Here is a 19,079-nt window from a genome sequence, read left to right as displayed (position 1 = left end):
GTGTATGAAATTGTAGGTATGGAAAGAGAAAATATATCAGGAGGTGAATCCTTTAGTTTCAAGGAAGCTAAGGGAATTAGTTGGACATATTTAATTTAATCATGGTAGCGGTTTTAATCGCATGTACTGCATTTTTCGTGGCAATTGAGTTTGCTATTGTAAAAGTAAGAGGTTCAAAGATTGATCAATTTGTATTAGAAGGAAAGAAGGGTGCGCTGGCAGCTAAGAAAGTGACATCAAACTTGGATGAATATTTGTCAGCTTGTCAATTAGGGATTACAGTTACAGCAATGGGACTTGGGGCACTAGGTGAACCAACGATTGAGAGACTTTTACACCCTTTATTTGATAAGTGGAACATCAATCCTTCCATTGCAGGTGTATTATCTTTAGGGATTGCTTTTACTATTATGACGTACTTACATGTTGTAGTTGGTGAATTAGCACCAAAAACATTGGCGATTCAAAAGGCTGAGAAGGTTACTTTATTACTTTCGGCTCCGCTTATCTGGTTCTACAAAATCATGTATCCGTTTATTCGCTTGTTAAATGGCTCTGCAAGGATGATAACAGGAATGTTCGGCTTAAAACCTGCATCAGAGCATGATGTAGCACATACAGAAGAAGAATTACGACTGATTCTTTCTGAAAGTTATGAACGTGGAGAAATTAATCAAGCTGAATACAAATATGTAAATAATATTTTTGAATTTGATAATCGTATTGCGAAAGAAATCATGGTCCCTCGTACAGAAATTATAGGGCTACATGTAGATAATTCTTTAGCAGACCATATGAAAATAATCCGTGATGAAAAGTATACACGTTACCCAGTATTTGGGGAAGATAAAGATGAAATCATTGGCATGGTGAATGTGAAAGACTTCTTTATTCGTTATATGAATAAGGAAACAAAAGAATTTAGTTCTATTCAATCGTATACGCGTCCAGTAATTGAAGTAATTGAGACCATACCAATACATAATCTTTTACTACAAATGCAAAAGAAACGTATTCCGTTGGCTGTCTTATATGATGAATACGGCGGTACGGCTGGTATTGTAACCATTGAGGATATACTGGAAGAGATTGTAGGAGAAATACGTGATGAATACGATGAAGATGAGCGTCCGCCCATTCAGCAAATGAATGAAGGACATGTTGTCGTAGAAGGTAAGGTATTAATTAGTGAATTAAATGATTTACTAGGATTACATATGAATGATAGTGATGTTGATACGATTGGTGGTTGGATTCTGATGCAGAATTATGATATAGAGGAAGGGCAAACAGTAAATAGCGAAGGATATGCATTTAAAATTCTTTCTAAAGACCCTCACCAAATCAAACGTGTTGAAATACAAAAAGAAATGATGGAAGCAGCAACTGTATAGTTGCTGCTTTTATTTAGCTGGTAATATGTTAGCATTCTTCATTAAACGAATTGATTGATCAACTCTTTAGCTGCTAACGCATTACCGAAATAGGGAATGATTGTTTCCTTTGCATTCAAGGTTCAACACTCCTTCGATATTGTAAAATATATCTCATTTATACAAATTGTAATATAATATAAAGGTAAATTCGTAGCGTAAAATAGATTAAAAGTAACAAATGTTGAGAAATGATTCCCTTGTCAAAATTAGTATTTGTATTTCACTAGATAATAAAAAATGTAGAATGATTTTATTTTTGACATTGTTATTTACTAATAATCAAAATACAAAATAAAGAAATTTCTTGGCTGGAAATTTTCACACAGTCATAAATGGAGGCAATAGTTATGCAGCAAATTAAAAAAATAGGAAACTCATTTTGGTATATGACACCTGTTTCTGAAACAGATAGACCTATATTAGGAATGGTCGTTGGAAAAGAAAAAACTTTAATGATTGATGCAGGAAATTCAGAAGAACATGCACAATTGTTTTTAGAAATGCTAAAAGAACAGAATGTATCAAATCCTGATTTCGTAGCATTAACGCATTGGCATTGGGATCATATTTTTGGATTGCCTGTATTACAAGATGCAGTATCTATTGCACATATTGAAACGAAAAAAGAGATGAACACACTTGTTTCTTACGAGTGGACGGATGAGGCATTGGACGCACGTGTAAAAGAAGGTACAGAAATTGAATTTTGTGCGGAATGTATCAAAAAAGAGTTCAGTGAAAAACCAAGAAATATTAAAATTATTCCTCCGACCTTAACGTTCCAGGATCAACTTGAATTAGACCTTGGTGATGTGACATGTGTGTTAAAGCATGTGGGCGGAGATCATTCACATGACTCTGTTGTTATGTATATTAAAGAAGAAAAGATATTGTTTTTAGGAGACTGTATATATGCAGATATTTTTTCTTCAAAGTGGAACTATACGACGAAACGAACGTTTACATTAATAGAAGAATTAGAGAAATTTGATGCTGAGACATATATTCTTTCTCATGGGGAAGCAATAGATCGAAATGAGTTTTTGCGAGAGATTTGTTTGTTAAAAACAGTAGGAAGTTATACGGAAACTCATAAAGGCGATGAAGAGAAGATAAAGGCAGCGTATAAGCAAGAGCTAGATAGAGAATTAAATGAAGATGAGCTAGAAACAATAGCGTATTTTGTAAATGGTTATGAAATGGTTAATCTGTAAAACCTAACTCTAATGAAATTAATGCTTATTCTGACCAAATGCAATTTAACTGCACAAAAAGAGTATTGAAAGTTAATTCAATACTCTTTTTAATAATTAAATAATTAGTTCCAACCAATTTCTAAATCTTTTAGATGGCTCATCATCTGGATTTATACCACGGTTGTGAAAGTTAACATAATAAACCTTTCGTTGCAATTCCTAGCCTTTAAACAAGTGTTAGTTTTCATTCCCTAAGTAGAATACGTTAATTAGCGGGGGTTTCGAGTAGAAGCTTTCTTAGCTAATTCAGTTATATAGTCGAAAAATGCATTGTGGTTTACATCATATACTACATTTACAGGTCGTCCATCAGCAGTTTTCACTGTACGCCCTTGGCTAGGACCATATGTATGAACAATACTATTAATCATTTGTGTTTTTGCGAGATCACTTTTTCCAACAAATGCAGTAGTTAATACATCCCACAAATAGTAGGTAGAGTTAGTTGAAAAATAAACGAGAGGTGGGACCATTGCATAACATTGACCAAGGAAATCGACACCAATATATTTACGGTCTTTTGCCCAGCGTTCACGTACGTCTAAAGTTAGCGGAACTTGGTTTGTACTTTCTAGTGTTACTAAATCAATTTTTATATTAGTATCCCATACATGAGCGACTGCTTCGGGATCCCAAAACGAATTCCACTCGGCTGTTCCATCATGCCCAGGTTCATGTACGTTGCCCGCAGTACGAAATGTACCGCCGATCCAAACGAGGCTTTCAATTTTTTCTTTGATTACAGGCGCTTCATATAGTGCACGGGCAAGATCGGTAAGAGGACCTGTAAATAATAAAGTTGTTTTCTCCTCAGTTTGTAGAAGAGTTTCTATTAAATGGTGATGCGCAGGTTTGGCCGCTACGGGTGTCACAACTTTCCCAGACTCATTTAAAATTGGTAAAGCATCTACATAAAATGCATGCATCCGCCAGTCTTTTGGAAATGGATTTTTCCCACGAGAGTTTGACGCTGCTACTTCAATATTACTTTTGCCGAAGCGATCGATAATTTTACGACTTGCAGATATCGCTGGTTCTAAATAGCAATCTGCTGGGATAATAGAAACACCTGTGAGGTCAATATTGTCCATCTGAAGTAATAGGAACAATGAAATTAAATCATCTACACCACCATCATGATTGAAGTACACTTTTTTCATCATTGTAATCTCCATCCTATAATATTTAGTCAGGAATTAGATAAGAATTTGGGGAAAATCATCAATAATTTCTACCACTTCAATTCTCCCATTAATTAATAGCTCAGGAAGTTCATTTCTAACGTTTCCTTTCCAATACTCTCTAGCCTGTTCAATTTTTTGAGCGAAAGGAATACCATCTTCTTTCGGTAAAAGATTTCCGTCACCTTCAAAATAACTACCGATCACTCGTAGTTTAACAATCTGCAAAACTTCTCGATTGTAAGAATCAAATAGCGCTTTCCATTTCAAAGCAGCTTCATAGCTTTTGGAAGCATATAAGCAAGACAACCTTGAAGGATATTCAGGAAATTCTTGCAGTCTAACCATTTCTACAATAGTTTCTCTAACCGCTCTAATTGTTTGATCTATATAATTCATAACTACTCTAGCATTTTCATTATTTATATGTAATTCTTCATTTGTATAATGATTTTTTAAAATTTGAATAGAATCTTCACTGTTAGAATTTAATTGTTCTCTTTCAAAAAAGAAGTGATATAAGGTATTAGTTTGATTTTTGTCAAAGTGTATTGTTTGTCCAAGTTTCATTTTATTTTTTGTAACGATGTGATATGAGTAAAATTCAGATTCATTCATGTTAAACCTCCTATGGTAAGTGTCATAAATTTAGTAATTCAACATTTAAATATATAAAACCTCTACAAATAGAAAGTTATAAAGTAAGTTAAGTAGATTTGAGTGAAAAGTAGGGGAGGTATTTGAAACTGTTTCAAAAAACGTTCACAAATTGTTCACTTACGAAGAGGTTTCCACTATAGAAAAAGAGAAGGCATTGGTACAGAATTACTTTCTATAATTACAAATGATCAAATTGAACGTGGTGCAAAAGAGCAATGGGTTTCAGTTGCAAAAGATAATGATATGGGAATTCCATTTTATGAATCAGTTGGATTTAAATACCAAGATGAAAGACCAGCTTATGGGCTACCTGTAAGCGAAGGTTTCACATCTATTCGATACAAACGTGAGCTAGCAATTAGCTTAGTTGAAAGATAAATAAAAAAGACCTCGTCCGAATTATATTTAGGTTATAGTTGTTGAAGTCAATAAAAGTAAAGGCAAGGACCTATTTGATATGTACAATATGTTTTTGCCTTTATATTATAGTTAGTTTTGAAAAAAGTTTGACAAAAAGGTCTATTTGGTAGGGTAAGTACTTATGCATAAAATAACACTAATTTTTTGTACACTGTGCTATAAACTCTCGCGAGAGTTGGAAAACCGGTTGATTCGCGAATCAACCGGTTTTCCAACCTGATGACTATTATGAGTGCAGTAACATAACTAGGAGGTTTCCGCTATGACAGCTTTATTTAAAGCTATGGAGTTCCAGCTGAAAACCGAACGACTTGACCTGAGTATGTGGGAGGAATCTGATTCAGCTTGGATGAGAAAATTAATTGGCGAACGTGGTGTGGATATGCCAACCCTTGACGCCGTTCGTAGCAAGCTTATCGAGATGCGCAAGAGAGCAGTCGAAAATGGCATTTCCCTTCTCACCATTCGCCGACGAGACGAAGGTGATTTCATCGGATACTGTGGCTTGATTATCGGTCGTTCCACACTGGAAGAGCCGGAGATCGCATACGAGTTGTTCCGCAGTGCTCATCGTAAAGGCTATGCGACTGAGGCAGCATCCGTTGTGCTAGACGCTGCGATTGCTACCGGGCGCCACAGACTTTGGTCGACTGTAGGTGCTTGGAATGTTGCGTCTTTCCGGGTGTTAGAAAAGATAGGATTTGAGCGGCATCACAGTACGTGGGACGAGCGCGGTGAGATTGTTTGGAATGTACGCGATCTTTAGAAATCCCGACCTAAATCGAAACTATTGAAAAGGAGAAGAGGTCATTAGTTTGGGCGAGAATCCAGATAAAGATAAAAGAACTGATTTATAATCCAAATAGCTTCCGTATCATCTAAAATATCCTTATTGTTCTCACTACCATATGCTCGTCCCCATAGGGGGATAAGCATAGTACCTTGAACTGATTGTAAATCTATTTCTTTAACCATGGAGCATCCTCCGTTTAATAATAAAAATATTTTTTATATATGATTAGTGGTTATTTAGCATTTTTGATAGCATTTTATTTGTTTTATACAGTCCGTAAGTTAAATCATATAGATCTTCTTCAGAAAGTTTTTCAAGGTTATCTGTGAAATTATTATATATTTGTTTCCACTTTTCATAGTGCACCTTTTCAGCCTTTTCTGTTAGGGAAATTAAAACGGCTCGTTTATCTACTGTATCTTGTTTTTTTACAATGTATCCGTTTTTCTCTAAATTACGAACGGTTACACTTAATTGTTGTTTAGGTATGTTTAAATAACTAGCAATCATTTTTAAATTTACAGCGACTTTTTGCTGGGCGATATACTCCACTACGTGTTGCTCTAAATGTGTAAATTCAGGAGATTTCTCTGATAGTAATTTGAAAGTACCTGACATATTTAATAATAAATTCATGTATTCATTTAATAATTCTTTATGGGACATTGTTTTCGCTTCCTTTTTGGATTTAGTCACTATTTTATTGCTATTTTAGCTATAAATCAAATGATTTTATTTATTATAGTAAATTAATGTTTACTAATTTGTTGTTTTAGTAATTGTGTGGACTAAAGAAGGGAAGGATGAGAAGTGATTTTAGGAAAGGCGAATAGGGCCAAAAATAAAATATTACTAAATATACATAACTAATGAATGCAATGTCTTTTTCAGATATTATGCTGTAAATAATTTTATGGTAAAATCTTTTACATAAGTAAATAAAGGGGCAGTATTCAATGGGTAATTTCTCAAATAGTTTATTGGTGTTGTTTGTTCTTATCGTATGTAGCTGTATAATTTTTGGTTGATAATATAATGATAGATTTATATAAAAGAAGTTATCTCAGGTGAGATAATTTCTTTTTATTTTGAGAAGGGATTCTATTTTTCTTATTGAAGTTTGTTCTAGTTAATTTGATGACAGCTTGAAATTTTTAATAAAATAATTTAATAGGGAATACAAGTAAATAGGGAGGAGTTTATGAAAATTAAAATAAGCTACACAATTGAACATCCAACAGATTTCAATGAATTATTAGCTTTATACGAATCTTTAGGATGGAATTCTCTGAAATTAACGGTTAATGAATTGGAACAAATGTGTAAACAAAGTTGGTATGCAATTTATGCTTTTAAAGAGCAACAATTAATTGGGATGGGACGAGTAATATCAGATGGTGTAATAACGGGCATTATTTGTGGTGTATGTGTATTGCCAAAGTATCAGTCCGTTGGCATTGGAAAAGAAATAGTGAAACGATTAATCCAGCACTGTGAACAAAACAAGGTCATTCCCCAACTTATGTGTGTAGAAAATTTGCAATCTTACTATGAATCTATAGGGTTTGAGGCATTCTCTATTGGGATGACAAAACATATTATAAGATAGCGGGTCCGTGTATATTTTCGGTGTACTCGTACATATTTTCAAACTTCATTATAAAGGAGAATTGCTGTATGGAGATTGCTAAAGGAGTAGAAATGCTACACCTTGAATTTCAAGAATTTATTATTCATCCAATTCTTTTATGGGATGATGAAATGGCAATATTAATAGATACTGGCTTCCCTGGACAAATTGAAGATATACAAGTAGAGATGGAGAGAGTTGGGGTATCTTTTGATAAGTTAAAAGTCGTCATTTTGACACATCAGGATATAGATCATATAGGGAGTCTTCCTGAATTATTGAAGAACGGTGTAAGTAATATTAAAATTTATGCACACGAGTTAGATAAACCTTATATTGAAGGGGATTTACCATTATTGAAAGGTGCACATTTAGAGAACCTACCAAAAGGAAAAGTAAGTGAGATTGTGATTGATGGGCAAGAACTTCCATATTGCGGTGGTATTATTATTCTCCATACCCCAGGGCACACTCCCGGTCATATTAGTTTATATTTGAAACAAAGTAAAACTCTTATCGCTGGGGATTCCATGTACAGTGTGAATGGAATGTTAGGAGGAGTTCACGCCCCAACTACTCTGGATATTAAGGAAGCTCAACAGTCTTTGATGAAGTATTTAAATTTAGAAATTGAATCCGTAGTTTGTTATCATGGGGGATTAAGTAAGGGGAATATACATGCACAAATTCAAAAATTGTAGAAGGTGAAGATCAGACTTCTTTGTTAAATAATGCTAAAGTATAATTTAATTATTAGTATATAAATAATAAAAGAGCATGTTTGAAGGGATTTCTCCAAACATGCTCTTTTATTTTGGAAAATGTATTACATATTAATGACTTAACCCATTCCAATAAAACGAAACGATTTGTTTTGCTAATTCATCTATATTTGCAAGAGTAGGATTGTGATTCTCATCTTTAAAATTCCCGATTGATAATAAAGCTACGAACGCATGGGCAGCAAATTTAGGATCTCCTTTAGGTATTTCTCCAAGGGCCACCGCATTGTCAAGTGCTTTTTCCAATACTTCATACATGTTATCTTCGGCATTTTTTAATTCCTTTAATTGCTCTTCAGATAAAGAGAGTTTTGCATCTTTCATAAAATTATTCATATCAATATCCATCGTTGCGTGTAAGTATACTGTAGCAAAGTCCAATAATCTTTCTTCCAAAGTCTTATTTGTAGAGAGGATTTGATCCATATTTTCTTTTATTCGTACCATCATTTGAATCATAGTAGCGGTAAATAAATCCGCTTTTGTTGAATAGTAATAGTAGACGGTTGCTTTTGTAACACCACATTCTTTCGCGACCTCATCCATTGAAACAACTTGATAATTTTGGGTGAGAAATAACCTAGTTGCAACTTCTAAAATGATTTCTTTTGTAGACTTTGTATTTTTATTTTGGCGAGGCCTTCCGAGAGGACGTTGTTTTTGATCCAAATACATTCGCTCCTGACATTTATTATTGAGATAATTATAACATAATTTTTTAATCATTCTTGATTAATTAACCTCCCAGTATATATAATTAATATTGGAGGGAAAAAGGAAGGTGGGTTTTTATGAAAAAGCACCCGTTAAATATGTTAGGGAAGCTTGTAGCAGGGAAGAATACGCAATGGATAACTTTATCGATTTGGATTCTTATTACATTAGTACTTTCATTTACGTTGCCACAAGTAAACAGTATGAAAGAACCGAATCCGAAAAATTTACCTGAAACAGCTATGTCACAGCAAGCTGAAGCACTTATGAAAAAAGAATTTCCTAATAATGCAGGAAATCCGTTGTTAGTAGTATGGCATCGAGAGGGTGGATTACAGTCAAAGGATTATAAACTCATACAAGACGTTTATAAAGAATTAAAGGACAGTCCTTTAAAAGAACAATCAACATTACCACCATTTGATACAATTCCAGAGCAAGTATTATCAAAAAGTGCATCAAAAGATGGGACATCATTTGTTACACCAGTATTTTTTAATAAATCAGCTGGAACGGATATATTAAAAGGGAATCTTGAAGATTTAAGAAAAATAGTGAATAGTAAGGTGGATGTAGATCCATTCAAACAAAAAATTACCGACTCTGGTTTACATGTTCGATTATCTGGACCTGTAGGTATTCAAACGGATGCAGTAAGTTTATTTAGTCAAGCTGATGTGAAATTATTAGTTGCTACTGTATTACTTGTATTGGTTTTATTAATTTTATTGTATCGCTCTCCAATTTTAGCAATTTTACCTTTACTTGTTGTTGGCTTTGCATATGGAATTATCAGTCCGACACTGGGCTTTTTAGCAGACAATGGATGGATTAAAGTAGATGCACAGGCTATATCGATTATGACTGTCTTACTGTTTGGAGCGGGAACGGATTACTGTCTATTTTTAATTTCAAGATATAGGGAGTATCTGTTAGAAGAAGAAAGTAAATATAAAGCACTGCAACTTGCGATAAAAGCATCAGGCGGAGCAATTATAATGAGTGCACTAACTGTAGTATTAGGATTAGGAACATTATTACTTGCACATTATGGAGCGTTTCATCGATTTGCAGTACCATTTAGTGTTGCTGTTTTCATAATGGGAATCGCTGCATTAACAATTCTTCCGGCATTTTTATTGATTTTTGGTAGAGTTGCATTCTTCCCATTCATACCGAGAACAACTGCAATGAATGAAGAGTTTGCGAAAAAGAAAGTTTTAAAAGTAAAAACTACAAAGGGGGCCTTTAGTAAAAAGCTTGGTGATATTGTTGTACGTAAACCGTGGACAATTATTATGCTAACTGTATTTTTATTAGGAGGATTGGCTTCATTTGTACCACGTATTCAATACACGTACGATTTATTAGAATCATTTCCGAAAGATATGCCATCACGTGAAGGATTTACATTAATCACGGATCATTTTTCAGCTGGAGAATTAGCACCAGTAAAGATAGTAGTTGATTCAAAGGGAAAAGATTTACCTATTAAACAAGAAATAGAGAAATTATCTTTTGTTAATAAAGTGAAAGAACCAATGAAGGGAAAAGAAAATAATCAATTACAAATGTATGAAGTCTCTTTAGCGGAAAATCCATACTCAATTGAAGCATTAGATCAAATCCCTAAATTGAAAAATAGTGTAGAAAAGGTATTAAAAGATGAAGGAATCAGTAAAGCTGAGAATCATTTATGGATTGGCGGAGAAACAGCTTCCTTATATGATACAAAGCAAATTACTGAACGTGATGAAGCGGTTATTATTCCGGTTATGATTAGTATCATCGCTTTACTTTTACTCGTGTATTTACGTTCAATCGTTGCGATGATTTACTTAATTGTAACTGTCGTTTTATCATTCTTCTCTGCATTAGGAGCAGGCTGGGTCTTACTGCATTTCGGTATGGGGGCTCCCGCAATACAAGGTGCGATACCGTTATATGCATTCGTATTTTTAGTTGCCTTAGGAGAAGATTATAATATCTTTATGGTTTCTGAAATATGGAAAAATAGAAAGAAACAAAATCATGTAGATGCAGTAAAATCTGGTGTTATACAAACAGGAAGTGTAATTACATCAGCTGGTTTAATTTTAGCAGGAACTTTTGCAGTGTTAGGTACGTTACCAATTCAAGTTCTTGTTCAATTCGGTGTTGTAACCGCAATTGGAGTTTTACTTGATACATTTATTGTAAGACCATTACTAGTACCAGCAATTACAGTTGTATTAGGACGCTTCGCTTTTTGGCCAGGAAAGCTTTGGAAAGAAGAAAAGCAATTACAAAAAGAAGATACTTTATAAAAGAAGGTTGCCGATAAAGTCAGTAAAACTGATTTTTAGGCAACCTTCTTTTTTGTTTCTCTGATAAAGAATGACCATTTTGAATATGCAACGAAAAATAAAGAGGAAATGTAACATGAGGTTTTAAGTGCATCAAAATTTTTCTTATCAGACATAACAATTAACAATAAATTCCAATTGAGTGAAGGATTTCTAAAATCATGTATTGTTATAGGATGATAAAAATGTGGGACACAATTGTTTCTTATGTACCTGAGTGGAAAGTTTTTATACAAGCTTTCATCGTACTTTTTATTCCATATATAATTTCAAGATTCTTTAGTTGGATTCGCGCACTAGAAAAAGAATAATATAACGAACAATACGGGGGACTTAAGTGAGAATAAATATTGACATGTTAAGAAGATTAGTATAGGAAGTTTTTTGAGAAAGAGTGATGAAGGTGAAAGCGCAGGATTCAATAGTTAATCAAAGCCAAGAACAAGGAAATACATATGAGAATAACGCGACAAAGGTTTCTGAAGATTATTTTACAGGAGATTTCAACTTAGATTTAGAGGTCATAAAAAAACAAGCTCTTGATAATTCGGACGTTTATTGTCGAGAATTTAATATCGGCGGGACTAGCATTCGGGCAGTTCTTGTCTTTGTTGAAGGGCTGTCAAATAAAGATCTTATTGATACGCACATTTTGAAATCATGGAAAGTAAAATTACGCCCCATGTTAAAGGGGATAAAATCTCTTTCGATGTCAATGTGCAGTCTGTGGGACGGTTATCCGAAAACTGGTCTGAGTCAGAGGAAGCATTTAAAAATACATTTCTCAAAAGAGCGGAGCAATCTGCTCAGCAAGAAGTTAGGCAGTTAGTGAAGCATAAATTACACAAAATTCAAAAGGAATATAAAACTGATGTTGCTGGCTTTAATACTAGTTTGAAAATCAAGTATCCAAAAGTATGGAAGAAAGTTGAAAAAAATTGGGATGAAGTGTTTAGTAAGACACCTATCAAATATAATGTTAAGCTAACCATTGAAGACTATGGTTAGCTTAACGAATGAACAAAATGAAATATACAAAAGCTCTGAAGTATGAATTGTTTCTTGAATATGCTCCAGAGCTTTTTATTGTGCAGATTTATTGTGTTTTGTAAATGAATAAAAATATTCCGTTTTAATATAGCAGATATTGAGGCGAAGAAAAATAAAGACGGGATTCCTTATTGGAAATACGAAGATGACCAAACAAAATTATGGAATATACGACTATGGAACTGGAAAATAATAGCTTAAGTCTAAATGTTATTGTTTAAATTCATATTTTATAATTTCCACTTATAAAAATGAGCCTATAGTAAAAATAACATAAAAATAGGCATATGAACAAGGTGCATCATCTAGTGATAGGTCATATTTTGTTGGTGTACGTATTGAACTTAGTTTATGGCGCTATTTCTACTTAGATTTAACGAACAGAATTATAGGAAAGTATCGATGGGGTTTTAGTTTATAAACGGAGGTCATGAAAATGAATAATTTTCAAGAAGAACTACAAGCGTTAAGCCTTAATGGTTATCAATCTGGAAATGTTGTGTATTGGGACCAGCAAAACCAATATCCATATTACTATATTGAAGGTGATGCTCGTCGCTGTGGCGGTTGTGGTGGTCGCTGTGGCGGTTGTGGTGGTCGTTGTGGCGGTTGTGGTGGTGGTCGTTGTGGTGGATTCCGTTGTTTTGGTTGCTTCGGTTGCTTTAGTTGTGGTGGTTGTGGCGGTTGCGGTGGTTGCTCTAATTGTTTTAATGGTACTACTGATACTACTGGTACTATTGTAACATTTGGATAAAGTTTAATCAGAAATGCTTTACAACCCCTTATTTGATAAGAGACAAAAGGAATCCATTTTGAAAAAAGGTTGATCAAAACGGATTCCTACTTCGTGAAGTATTATACAATTTTTGTAAAAAGCACTAACAAGTTTGCAAACGAACTTGCTAACACCTATGCGAAATAGACATAAAATATCGTTGATATGTCATTTGATAAAATGATAATAATTAAACACTTATAATGAATAATAGGTTAATATAAAAAAAGAAATGAAAAATTCTCTATTTTATAATTATTTACGAGTGCTGGTAAATACAATCACTAAAAATAGGAGTGATAAAATGACAATATTACCCATAAGAAAAGATGAAGCCATAATTATTAATATGGCAAAACTATATTGTAAAGTATTTAATAAAACAAATTTTGATGAAATGGTAGAACGAATTACAAGACATATGGGATATACAGATTTTAAAGGAGCAGTAGCAATAAATGATGAAAATGAAGTAGTTGGTTTTACTTATGGTTATCGTTCTTTGGAAGGACAGTACTATAATCAATTAATGAGAGAAGCATTAAATTCGGAACAAGTAGACCGATGGCTACAAGATTGTTTTGAATTTGTAGAGTTAGCAATTCACCCAGAATATCGAAATGAGGGGCTTGGGACGAAATTACATAATGGATTATTAGAAGGGATTCCAAATAAAACGAGCGTTTTAACAACACAAATAAACAATGAAAAGGCACGTTCTTTATATGCAAAATTAGGTTGGGTGAATGTATTGGAACCCTTTCATCCAAGTAAAGATGATGTTCCATATGTAATAATGGGGAAATTTATAAAAACGAAAGTAAATTAGTAACTAATTTGTTTATGAAAATTAAGGGGAAAATGAAATGACGATAATATCTATTGAAAAAGCTACAATTTTAGATGCTGAAAAGTTAACAGAAATAATGAAAAGAACATTTGATGAAGAAGCAAAACAATGGTTGTGTGATCAAGATGGTGTAATTGATTATAACATTCAGCCACCAGGATATTCTTCAGTTGAGATGACTATATATTCAATTGAAGAATTGGATTATTTTAAAGTTAGAATGGATGAAGAAATTGTCGGTGGAATTATAGTTACGATTTCTGGTAAGTCTTACGGTAGAATTGATCGTATATTTGTGGATCCTATTCATCAGGGGATAGGGATTGGATCACTGGCTATTAAGTTTATAGAAGAAGAGTTTCCAAGCGTAAGGATTTGGGATCTTGAGACGTCTAGTAGACAAGTTAATAATCATCATTTCTATAAAAAAATGGGCTTTGAGACAATTTTTGAAACAGAAGATGAATATTGCTATGTAAAAAGAATAAAGACAGATTCAAGCGAAGAGAACTTAGTTAAAAATAAAGATATGAAAAGTGGGCAATACGAAAACTGTAATTTGGCAAATACAGAGTATTATCAGGTGAATTTAAAGGATAGTTCATTTGTTAATAGCAATGTAATGCATATGAACATGAGTAATTGTAATGTAAGTCAATCAAAGTTTAAAAATATAAATCTAAGGAACTCCTCATATGCAGATTTAAATCTTTCAGGCAGTAAATTTAATTTGGTGACTTTAGGTGGAGTTCAATTTAAAGATACGAGCCTTGAAGAAGGTAAGGAGTCTATTTCTTTTGAAAGATGCGATCTTGAAGGTAGTAAAGTAATTAATTGTAATCTTAAAAATGTTGAAATACAAAATAGTGATATAACAGGTATGAAAATAAATAATATTGCTGTAGAGGAACTACTTGAATTGTATAATCGGGTGAATAGTTAAAATAAAATCGCTTGGATTTTTTTAAGTGGTTTAGAGTAAAAAGTGTTGAGTTTTAAAAATGTTATTATACTGGAATAATTATATAAAAATAACATGATTAATTAAGGTTAGGAAGGATTTTCGCATTGCATATTAGAATATCTATATGATTATTTGAATGGAGGGGGAAAAGATGGGGATTAACATTAGAGCAGTAGAACTACAAGATGCTAGAGCAATTCATCGTATATGCATTCAAGAGGATGTTTTACCTTATATGGTTTTCTTACCTAGTATGCGTGTAGATGCGATGGAGAATAGAATTCGTAATTTAGCACCAAATCAATTTGAATTTGTTGCAGAATATGATGGAGAAGTTGTTGGATTTGTCGGTTTAACCCAAAGTCCTGGACGTAGATCTCACTCAGGAGATTTATTTATTGGAGTAGACAGCGAATATCACAATAAAGGAATAGGAAAAGCACTTCTTACAAAAATGCTGGATCTTGCTGACAATTGGTTAATGATAGAGCGAGTAGAGCTTGGTGTGTTAGAAACGAACCCTGGAGCGAAAGCCTTATATGAAAAATTTGGATTTATAGAAGAGGGTGTAAAGGTAGGGAATTTGAAGGCTCATGGGAAATTTGTTAATGAAATTATGATGAGTCGTTTTAGACCGGGTGGTTTGATTGTACATAATTAATAGTTAAAAGCATGACAATACAATGTCATGCTTTTTTATTAGGATACGGTTGTAATAAAAATAATGTTAATCCAATAAAAATAAGTAAAATACCTGCACCTTGTTGTAACGAAATCGTTTCATTCAAAATGAAATACGCTAATATACACGTTCCAATCGTTTCTCCTAAAATACTCATTGAAATAACAGTAGTACTCATCCATTTTAATAACCAATTGAAAATTGTTTGTCCTAAAATCGTTGCAATGAATGCTAAGCCTATAAAGGACCACCATGTTTGTGCTGAGTAATTGGAGAAAGATGACTGCTGCGAGTAAGCAAATATACCGAGAACGAGTGAACTACTGCCATAACTAATTACTGAATATGGTATCAGAGATAAATCTTTACGAACGTGTTGACTAATGAAAAAATAGGCTGTTATGACTCCGGCTGCAATGAAAGCTAAAATATCTCCGTATAATGCTTCTCCACTAATTTGGAAATCTTGCCATCCAATTACGATACTTCCGGAAATTGCTATGAGACACCCTATAATGGCACCTTTCGTAAACCTTTCTTTAAATAAAAAATGGCTTCCAAGCATTGAAAATAAAGGTTGTAACGTAACGATAACTGTAGAGCTTGCTACAGAAGTATATTGTAATGATTCAAACCATAGTACATAATGTGCTGCTAGAAATAATCCGGATAATAGTCCGAATCCCCATTGTTTTTTTGATAAAGAGCGTAATTCGTTTCGATTATCCTTATTAAATATTAGAAATGGAATAAGAATTAACGTTGCAAACAATAATCTGTAAAAAGCAGTAATTGCTGTAGGGGCATCCGCTAATTTTACAAAGATTGCTGAAGTTGATAAGGCAAACACGCCGAAAAATAAGATGAAATATGAAAGAATAGGTGATTTCAAAGTTTGTCTCTCCGATATATTGTTTATTATAATGAACTGTATATAATATAATGTACAAGAGTTAGTATATAAGTCTTTAATGAGATAAGGAAGGATTAATTGTCTCTGTTTAGTATGTCAGCACAAAAGGGATAAAACATGCACTATGATAGACGAAAGGAAGTTTTTGTTATGATTCATTATCGATTAGGTCAAACTGTCTTAAGTTATCGTAAGAAAAATAATATGACAATTCGTGAATTTGCTGATTATGCAGGAATCAGTACTTCACTGATTAGTCAAATTGAAAGGGGACATGCTAATCCTTCTTTAAGTGTATTAGAATTAATAGCGAAAGCATTAAACGTACCGCTGTTTACACTTTTTATAAATGATATTGATACAGATTCACTCATTTCTAAGAAAACAGATCGTAAAAAGGTTTACCGAGAAAATAATGATCATATTGTTTACGATGTATTAACACCAGACTTTATGAAAGCTCGTATTGAAATGTTAATGATGGATTTAAATAGACATGCAAATACGACGGAAAGTCATTATTCACATGAAGATAAGGAAGAGATTGCGGTTGTAATGAAAGGGGAAGTATATGTGGAATTGGAAGGGAACGAATATTTTTTAGAAGAAGGGGACGTTGTGCGTATTCCCCCGAACGTGAAACATAGATTTTTGAATAAGAGTAGTGAAATGAATCATATCTTATTTGTGTTAACACCGTCATTAAGTTAAGGGTGTATCCGCCTTAGGGAAATACAAAGTGGTAACATGCTAGCAATTTTGAATTACGTAAATAGGTGCGTGTGTAATTGAATATTCTCCCATAAATACATACACATTTACTCTCTACTTTTTATGTTAAGTAAGCGGAGGGATTTGACAAAAAAACAAAAATAAGATAGTTCAATGACTATCAAATAAAAAAATCAGATGAACACAGAGTGAAAATAGTTAAGGCATTAGCAGAAGTGAAACGTATCGAAATTGTTCGTTATTTATTTCATAATAAAAACAAACATACTTGTAGAGAAATTGAGACTACATTAGAGATGAGTCTAATCGATCGTATCATCTCAAAATATTGTTAGAAGCAGATTTAATTATTGTTGAGCGGCAGGGTCAATTTAAATTTATAACTGTAAAGGAGAAAACGTTTCAAGAGTTTTACCGGGCTTTTTGGCGACTTTGTAGATGCTATAAGGCCATTTTTATTAGGGTTTAGAGGGGATAATAGAGATGGAAAATATAAGTGTATTAAAAGATGGGCTTTCAATTATATCTCAATGTAAAAAAGAAACAAATGATATTTGGTATGCACATTTCGGAGCAGCTGCAATTGCTAGTTATTTTTTTACGAAAAACAATAACATTGATGAAAAAACGGCCTGTCACATTTATTCTCAGGCGAAAATGATGCTCCATAAGCAAAGGTTAGGCAAAACAATTGATAATAAACAAGGTGTTGATTATCAAAGTGCTGAAGAAACGATAATCAAATCTTTGGAACAAACGATTGATGAACTCCATTGGGTTGGTCATAATGTAATTTACGCTTCTTTAAGTTTACTAGCCATTAAGGAGTTAGGTCATTGGGGGAGTGAGCAAGATATTAATAATATAGCAAACCTTATATTATCGTTTCAAAAAACAATTCCCGGTAGATCTTGGATTGGTTTTACAACTAAAGAAGTAAAGCAACTAATTATAAATAATGATGAGATGCAAAGTGAAATTAAAAACCCAAAACAATTATCTGAATTTATTTTAAATGAGTTATCTAAATTTAATATTATATATAGGGCGGAATCACATCACGATTTAATTGGTCATATGCTTACTTTTTCGCATGCAATTAATATATTATATGACTTAGGACATATAGAATTATTTCAACGAGGAGTAAAGCCACTAATAAAGCTAGTTTATGTACTTAGAGAAAGTCGTAATTTAACTTCAAATGCGCAATTAATATTGAATTCTCCAGTAGATCATCTACCTCTCATACAAGCAAAACAAGTTGATACACTTCCGATAGAAAACGTATTTTGGCTTAAAGACTATAATGAATTAAATTGGGATTTTGGACATATATTTAAATTTTCATATAGTTATTTTGACCACTTGAAAAGAGTCCCAGAATATGAAAATATCACGTTAGATAAATTCCGTTGTATTATTAATGAGTAACAGGTTCTAAATTTAAATAAGAGTAAATGGCACAAATTCATAAGGTTTAGTAACATATTAATAGAAATACGAAATTCTTCTGTAATAAGGGACTTAGTTTAAGTCTCTTTTTTTGTTAGTAGTATATTGTTTTTTCAAATATGTAAGATTTTACATTAGTATGAGACTTTTACTTATTATGTAAGTAGGCTATACTATAATACATATATTTTAAAATTGGAGCGAATAAAGACGACATGGAATTAGTGAAGTTAGAAAAAGTAATTGAAATGAAAAAAGAAGAATTATTGAATCTAGTCTCAAATTATGGACTTCAACATGAAAAAGTAATAGAACTCAGCCAAGAAATAGATAAATTAATAAATTGGTTTATGTTTTTAAAATAGAAAGAACTATGACGTGAGTTGAATATGTTATAGTTCTTTTTTATTCATATATATTGTCTAATTTCTTACAGAATGC

At 32.9% G+C, this 19,079-nt stretch carries 19 protein-coding genes and 4 pseudogenes; 17 read left to right on the top strand and 6 right to left on the bottom strand.

The window, feature by feature from the left end:
• The first annotated feature begins 80 nt into the window (after positions 1–80).
• Together ACFVQC_RS22205 and ACFVQC_RS22200 are read left to right on the top strand one after the other, a co-directional pair.
• On the top strand, positions 81–1,394 hold the full coding sequence (locus ACFVQC_RS22205; protein ID WP_377891025.1) for a hemolysin family protein: 1,314 nt from the start codon (positions 81–83) through the stop codon (positions 1,392–1,394).
• A gap of 389 nt (positions 1,395–1,783) precedes the next feature.
• The gene (locus ACFVQC_RS22200; RefSeq protein ID WP_033706758.1) at positions 1,784–2,650 is read left to right on the top strand and encodes an MBL fold metallo-hydrolase; all 867 of its coding nucleotides are present in this window, start codon (positions 1,784–1,786) and stop codon (positions 2,648–2,650) included.
• Between the two features lie 251 nt (positions 2,651–2,901).
• Here the strand turns inward: ACFVQC_RS22200 and ACFVQC_RS22195 are convergent, their stop codons facing one another.
• A complete protein-coding gene (locus ACFVQC_RS22195) occupies positions 2,902–3,855 on the bottom strand; it encodes a nucleoside hydrolase (protein WP_033706759.1) in 954 nt (317 codons plus the stop codon).
• A 33-nt stretch (positions 3,856–3,888) separates the two neighbouring features.
• Positions 3,889–4,491: a DUF2441 domain-containing protein gene (locus tag ACFVQC_RS22190; protein WP_377899289.1), complete on the bottom strand. Its 603-nt coding sequence runs from the start codon at positions 4,489–4,491 to the stop codon at positions 3,889–3,891.
• Between the two features lie 180 nt (positions 4,492–4,671).
• Here ACFVQC_RS22190 and ACFVQC_RS22185 point away from each other — a divergent pair.
• Both ACFVQC_RS22185 and ACFVQC_RS22180 read left to right on the top strand, forming a co-directional pair.
• Positions 4,672–4,911, top strand: a pseudogene (locus tag ACFVQC_RS22185) (GNAT family N-acetyltransferase); the annotation flags it as partial.
• A gap of 304 nt (positions 4,912–5,215) precedes the next feature.
• Positions 5,216–5,719, top strand: a complete 504-nt coding sequence (locus ACFVQC_RS22180; RefSeq protein WP_377891017.1) for a GNAT family N-acetyltransferase — start codon at positions 5,216–5,218, stop codon at positions 5,717–5,719.
• 80 nt (positions 5,720–5,799) lie between these two features.
• Here ACFVQC_RS22180 and ACFVQC_RS22175 read toward each other — a convergent pair.
• Both ACFVQC_RS22175 and ACFVQC_RS22170 read right to left on the bottom strand, forming a co-directional pair.
• A pseudogene (locus tag ACFVQC_RS22175) lies at positions 5,800–5,928 on the bottom strand (class I SAM-dependent methyltransferase); the annotation flags it as partial.
• Between the two features lie 43 nt (positions 5,929–5,971).
• Complete coding sequence (locus tag ACFVQC_RS22170; RefSeq protein ID WP_377891014.1) at positions 5,972–6,412, bottom strand: MarR family winged helix-turn-helix transcriptional regulator; 441 nt, start codon at positions 6,410–6,412, stop codon at positions 5,972–5,974.
• A 535-nt stretch (positions 6,413–6,947) separates the two neighbouring features.
• Here ACFVQC_RS22170 and ACFVQC_RS22165 point away from each other — a divergent pair.
• Positions 6,948–7,355: a GNAT family N-acetyltransferase gene (locus tag ACFVQC_RS22165; RefSeq protein ID WP_002148047.1), complete on the top strand. Its 408-nt coding sequence runs from the start codon at positions 6,948–6,950 to the stop codon at positions 7,353–7,355.
• Between the two features lie 68 nt (positions 7,356–7,423).
• Positions 7,424–8,077: an MBL fold metallo-hydrolase gene (locus ACFVQC_RS22160; RefSeq protein WP_377891011.1), complete on the top strand. Its 654-nt coding sequence runs from the start codon at positions 7,424–7,426 to the stop codon at positions 8,075–8,077.
• A 132-nt stretch (positions 8,078–8,209) separates the two neighbouring features.
• Here the strand turns inward: ACFVQC_RS22160 and ACFVQC_RS22155 are convergent, their stop codons facing one another.
• The gene (locus tag ACFVQC_RS22155; RefSeq protein WP_377891009.1) at positions 8,210–8,827 is read right to left on the bottom strand and encodes a TetR/AcrR family transcriptional regulator; all 618 of its coding nucleotides are present in this window, start codon (positions 8,825–8,827) and stop codon (positions 8,210–8,212) included.
• Positions 8,828–8,949: 122 nt separating this feature from the next.
• On the opposite strand from ACFVQC_RS22155, the gene ACFVQC_RS22150 reads away from it, so the two are divergent.
• The 7 genes and pseudogenes from ACFVQC_RS22150 (at position 8,950) to ACFVQC_RS22120 (ending at position 15,517) form a co-directional block, all read left to right on the top strand.
• Entirely contained in the window at positions 8,950–11,178 is a 2,229-nt protein-coding gene (locus ACFVQC_RS22150) for an MMPL family transporter (RefSeq protein WP_377891007.1), read from the top strand.
• 436 nt (positions 11,179–11,614) lie between these two features.
• Positions 11,615–11,878, top strand: a pseudogene (locus ACFVQC_RS22145) (hypothetical protein); the annotation flags it as partial.
• Positions 11,878–12,225 (top strand): annotated as a pseudogene (locus ACFVQC_RS22140) (Ger(x)C family spore germination C-terminal domain-containing protein); the annotation flags it as partial. The pseudogenes ACFVQC_RS22145 and ACFVQC_RS22140, both read left to right, overlap by 1 nt.
• 478 nt (positions 12,226–12,703) lie before the next feature.
• A complete protein-coding gene (locus ACFVQC_RS22135) occupies positions 12,704–13,021 on the top strand; it encodes a heterocycloanthracin/sonorensin family bacteriocin (protein WP_377899287.1) in 318 nt (105 codons plus the stop codon).
• Positions 13,022–13,346: 325 nt separating this feature from the next.
• Positions 13,347–13,871, top strand: a complete 525-nt coding sequence (locus ACFVQC_RS22130) for a GNAT family N-acetyltransferase (RefSeq protein WP_377891003.1) — start codon at positions 13,347–13,349, stop codon at positions 13,869–13,871.
• A 37-nt stretch (positions 13,872–13,908) separates the two neighbouring features.
• Positions 13,909–14,835: a GNAT family N-acetyltransferase gene (locus ACFVQC_RS22125; protein WP_377891001.1), complete on the top strand. Its 927-nt coding sequence runs from the start codon at positions 13,909–13,911 to the stop codon at positions 14,833–14,835.
• 172 nt (positions 14,836–15,007) lie between these two features.
• Positions 15,008–15,517, top strand: a complete 510-nt coding sequence (locus tag ACFVQC_RS22120; RefSeq protein ID WP_219918378.1) for a GNAT family N-acetyltransferase — start codon at positions 15,008–15,010, stop codon at positions 15,515–15,517.
• 25 nt (positions 15,518–15,542) lie between these two features.
• On the opposite strand, the gene ACFVQC_RS22115 is transcribed toward ACFVQC_RS22120, so the two are convergent.
• Positions 15,543–16,430, bottom strand: a complete 888-nt coding sequence (locus tag ACFVQC_RS22115; protein WP_219918379.1) for a DMT family transporter — start codon at positions 16,428–16,430, stop codon at positions 15,543–15,545.
• A 138-nt stretch (positions 16,431–16,568) separates the two neighbouring features.
• Here ACFVQC_RS22115 and ACFVQC_RS22110 point away from each other — a divergent pair, with 138 nt between their 5' ends.
• The 4 genes from ACFVQC_RS22110 (at position 16,569) to ACFVQC_RS22095 (ending at position 19,003) form a co-directional block, all read left to right on the top strand.
• Positions 16,569–17,162, top strand: a complete 594-nt coding sequence (locus ACFVQC_RS22110; RefSeq protein ID WP_219918380.1) for a helix-turn-helix domain-containing protein — start codon at positions 16,569–16,571, stop codon at positions 17,160–17,162.
• 209 nt (positions 17,163–17,371) lie between these two features.
• Positions 17,372–17,518, top strand: coding sequence for a hypothetical protein (locus ACFVQC_RS22105; RefSeq protein WP_258236994.1), 147 nt, complete (start codon positions 17,372–17,374; stop codon positions 17,516–17,518).
• Positions 17,519–17,666: 148 nt separating this feature from the next.
• Positions 17,667–18,617: a hypothetical protein gene (locus ACFVQC_RS22100; protein ID WP_002148033.1), complete on the top strand. Its 951-nt coding sequence runs from the start codon at positions 17,667–17,669 to the stop codon at positions 18,615–18,617.
• A gap of 236 nt (positions 18,618–18,853) precedes the next feature.
• Positions 18,854–19,003: an aspartyl-phosphate phosphatase Spo0E family protein gene (locus ACFVQC_RS22095; RefSeq protein WP_219918382.1), complete on the top strand. Its 150-nt coding sequence runs from the start codon at positions 18,854–18,856 to the stop codon at positions 19,001–19,003.
• The last annotated feature ends 76 nt before the right edge of the window (positions 19,004–19,079 follow it).

Source organism: Bacillus sp. NPDC057893, assembly GCF_042796455.1.
GTDB lineage: Bacteria > Bacillota > Bacilli > Bacillales > Bacillaceae_G > Bacillus_A.
This window is presented reverse-complemented; position numbering and strand designations above follow the sequence as displayed.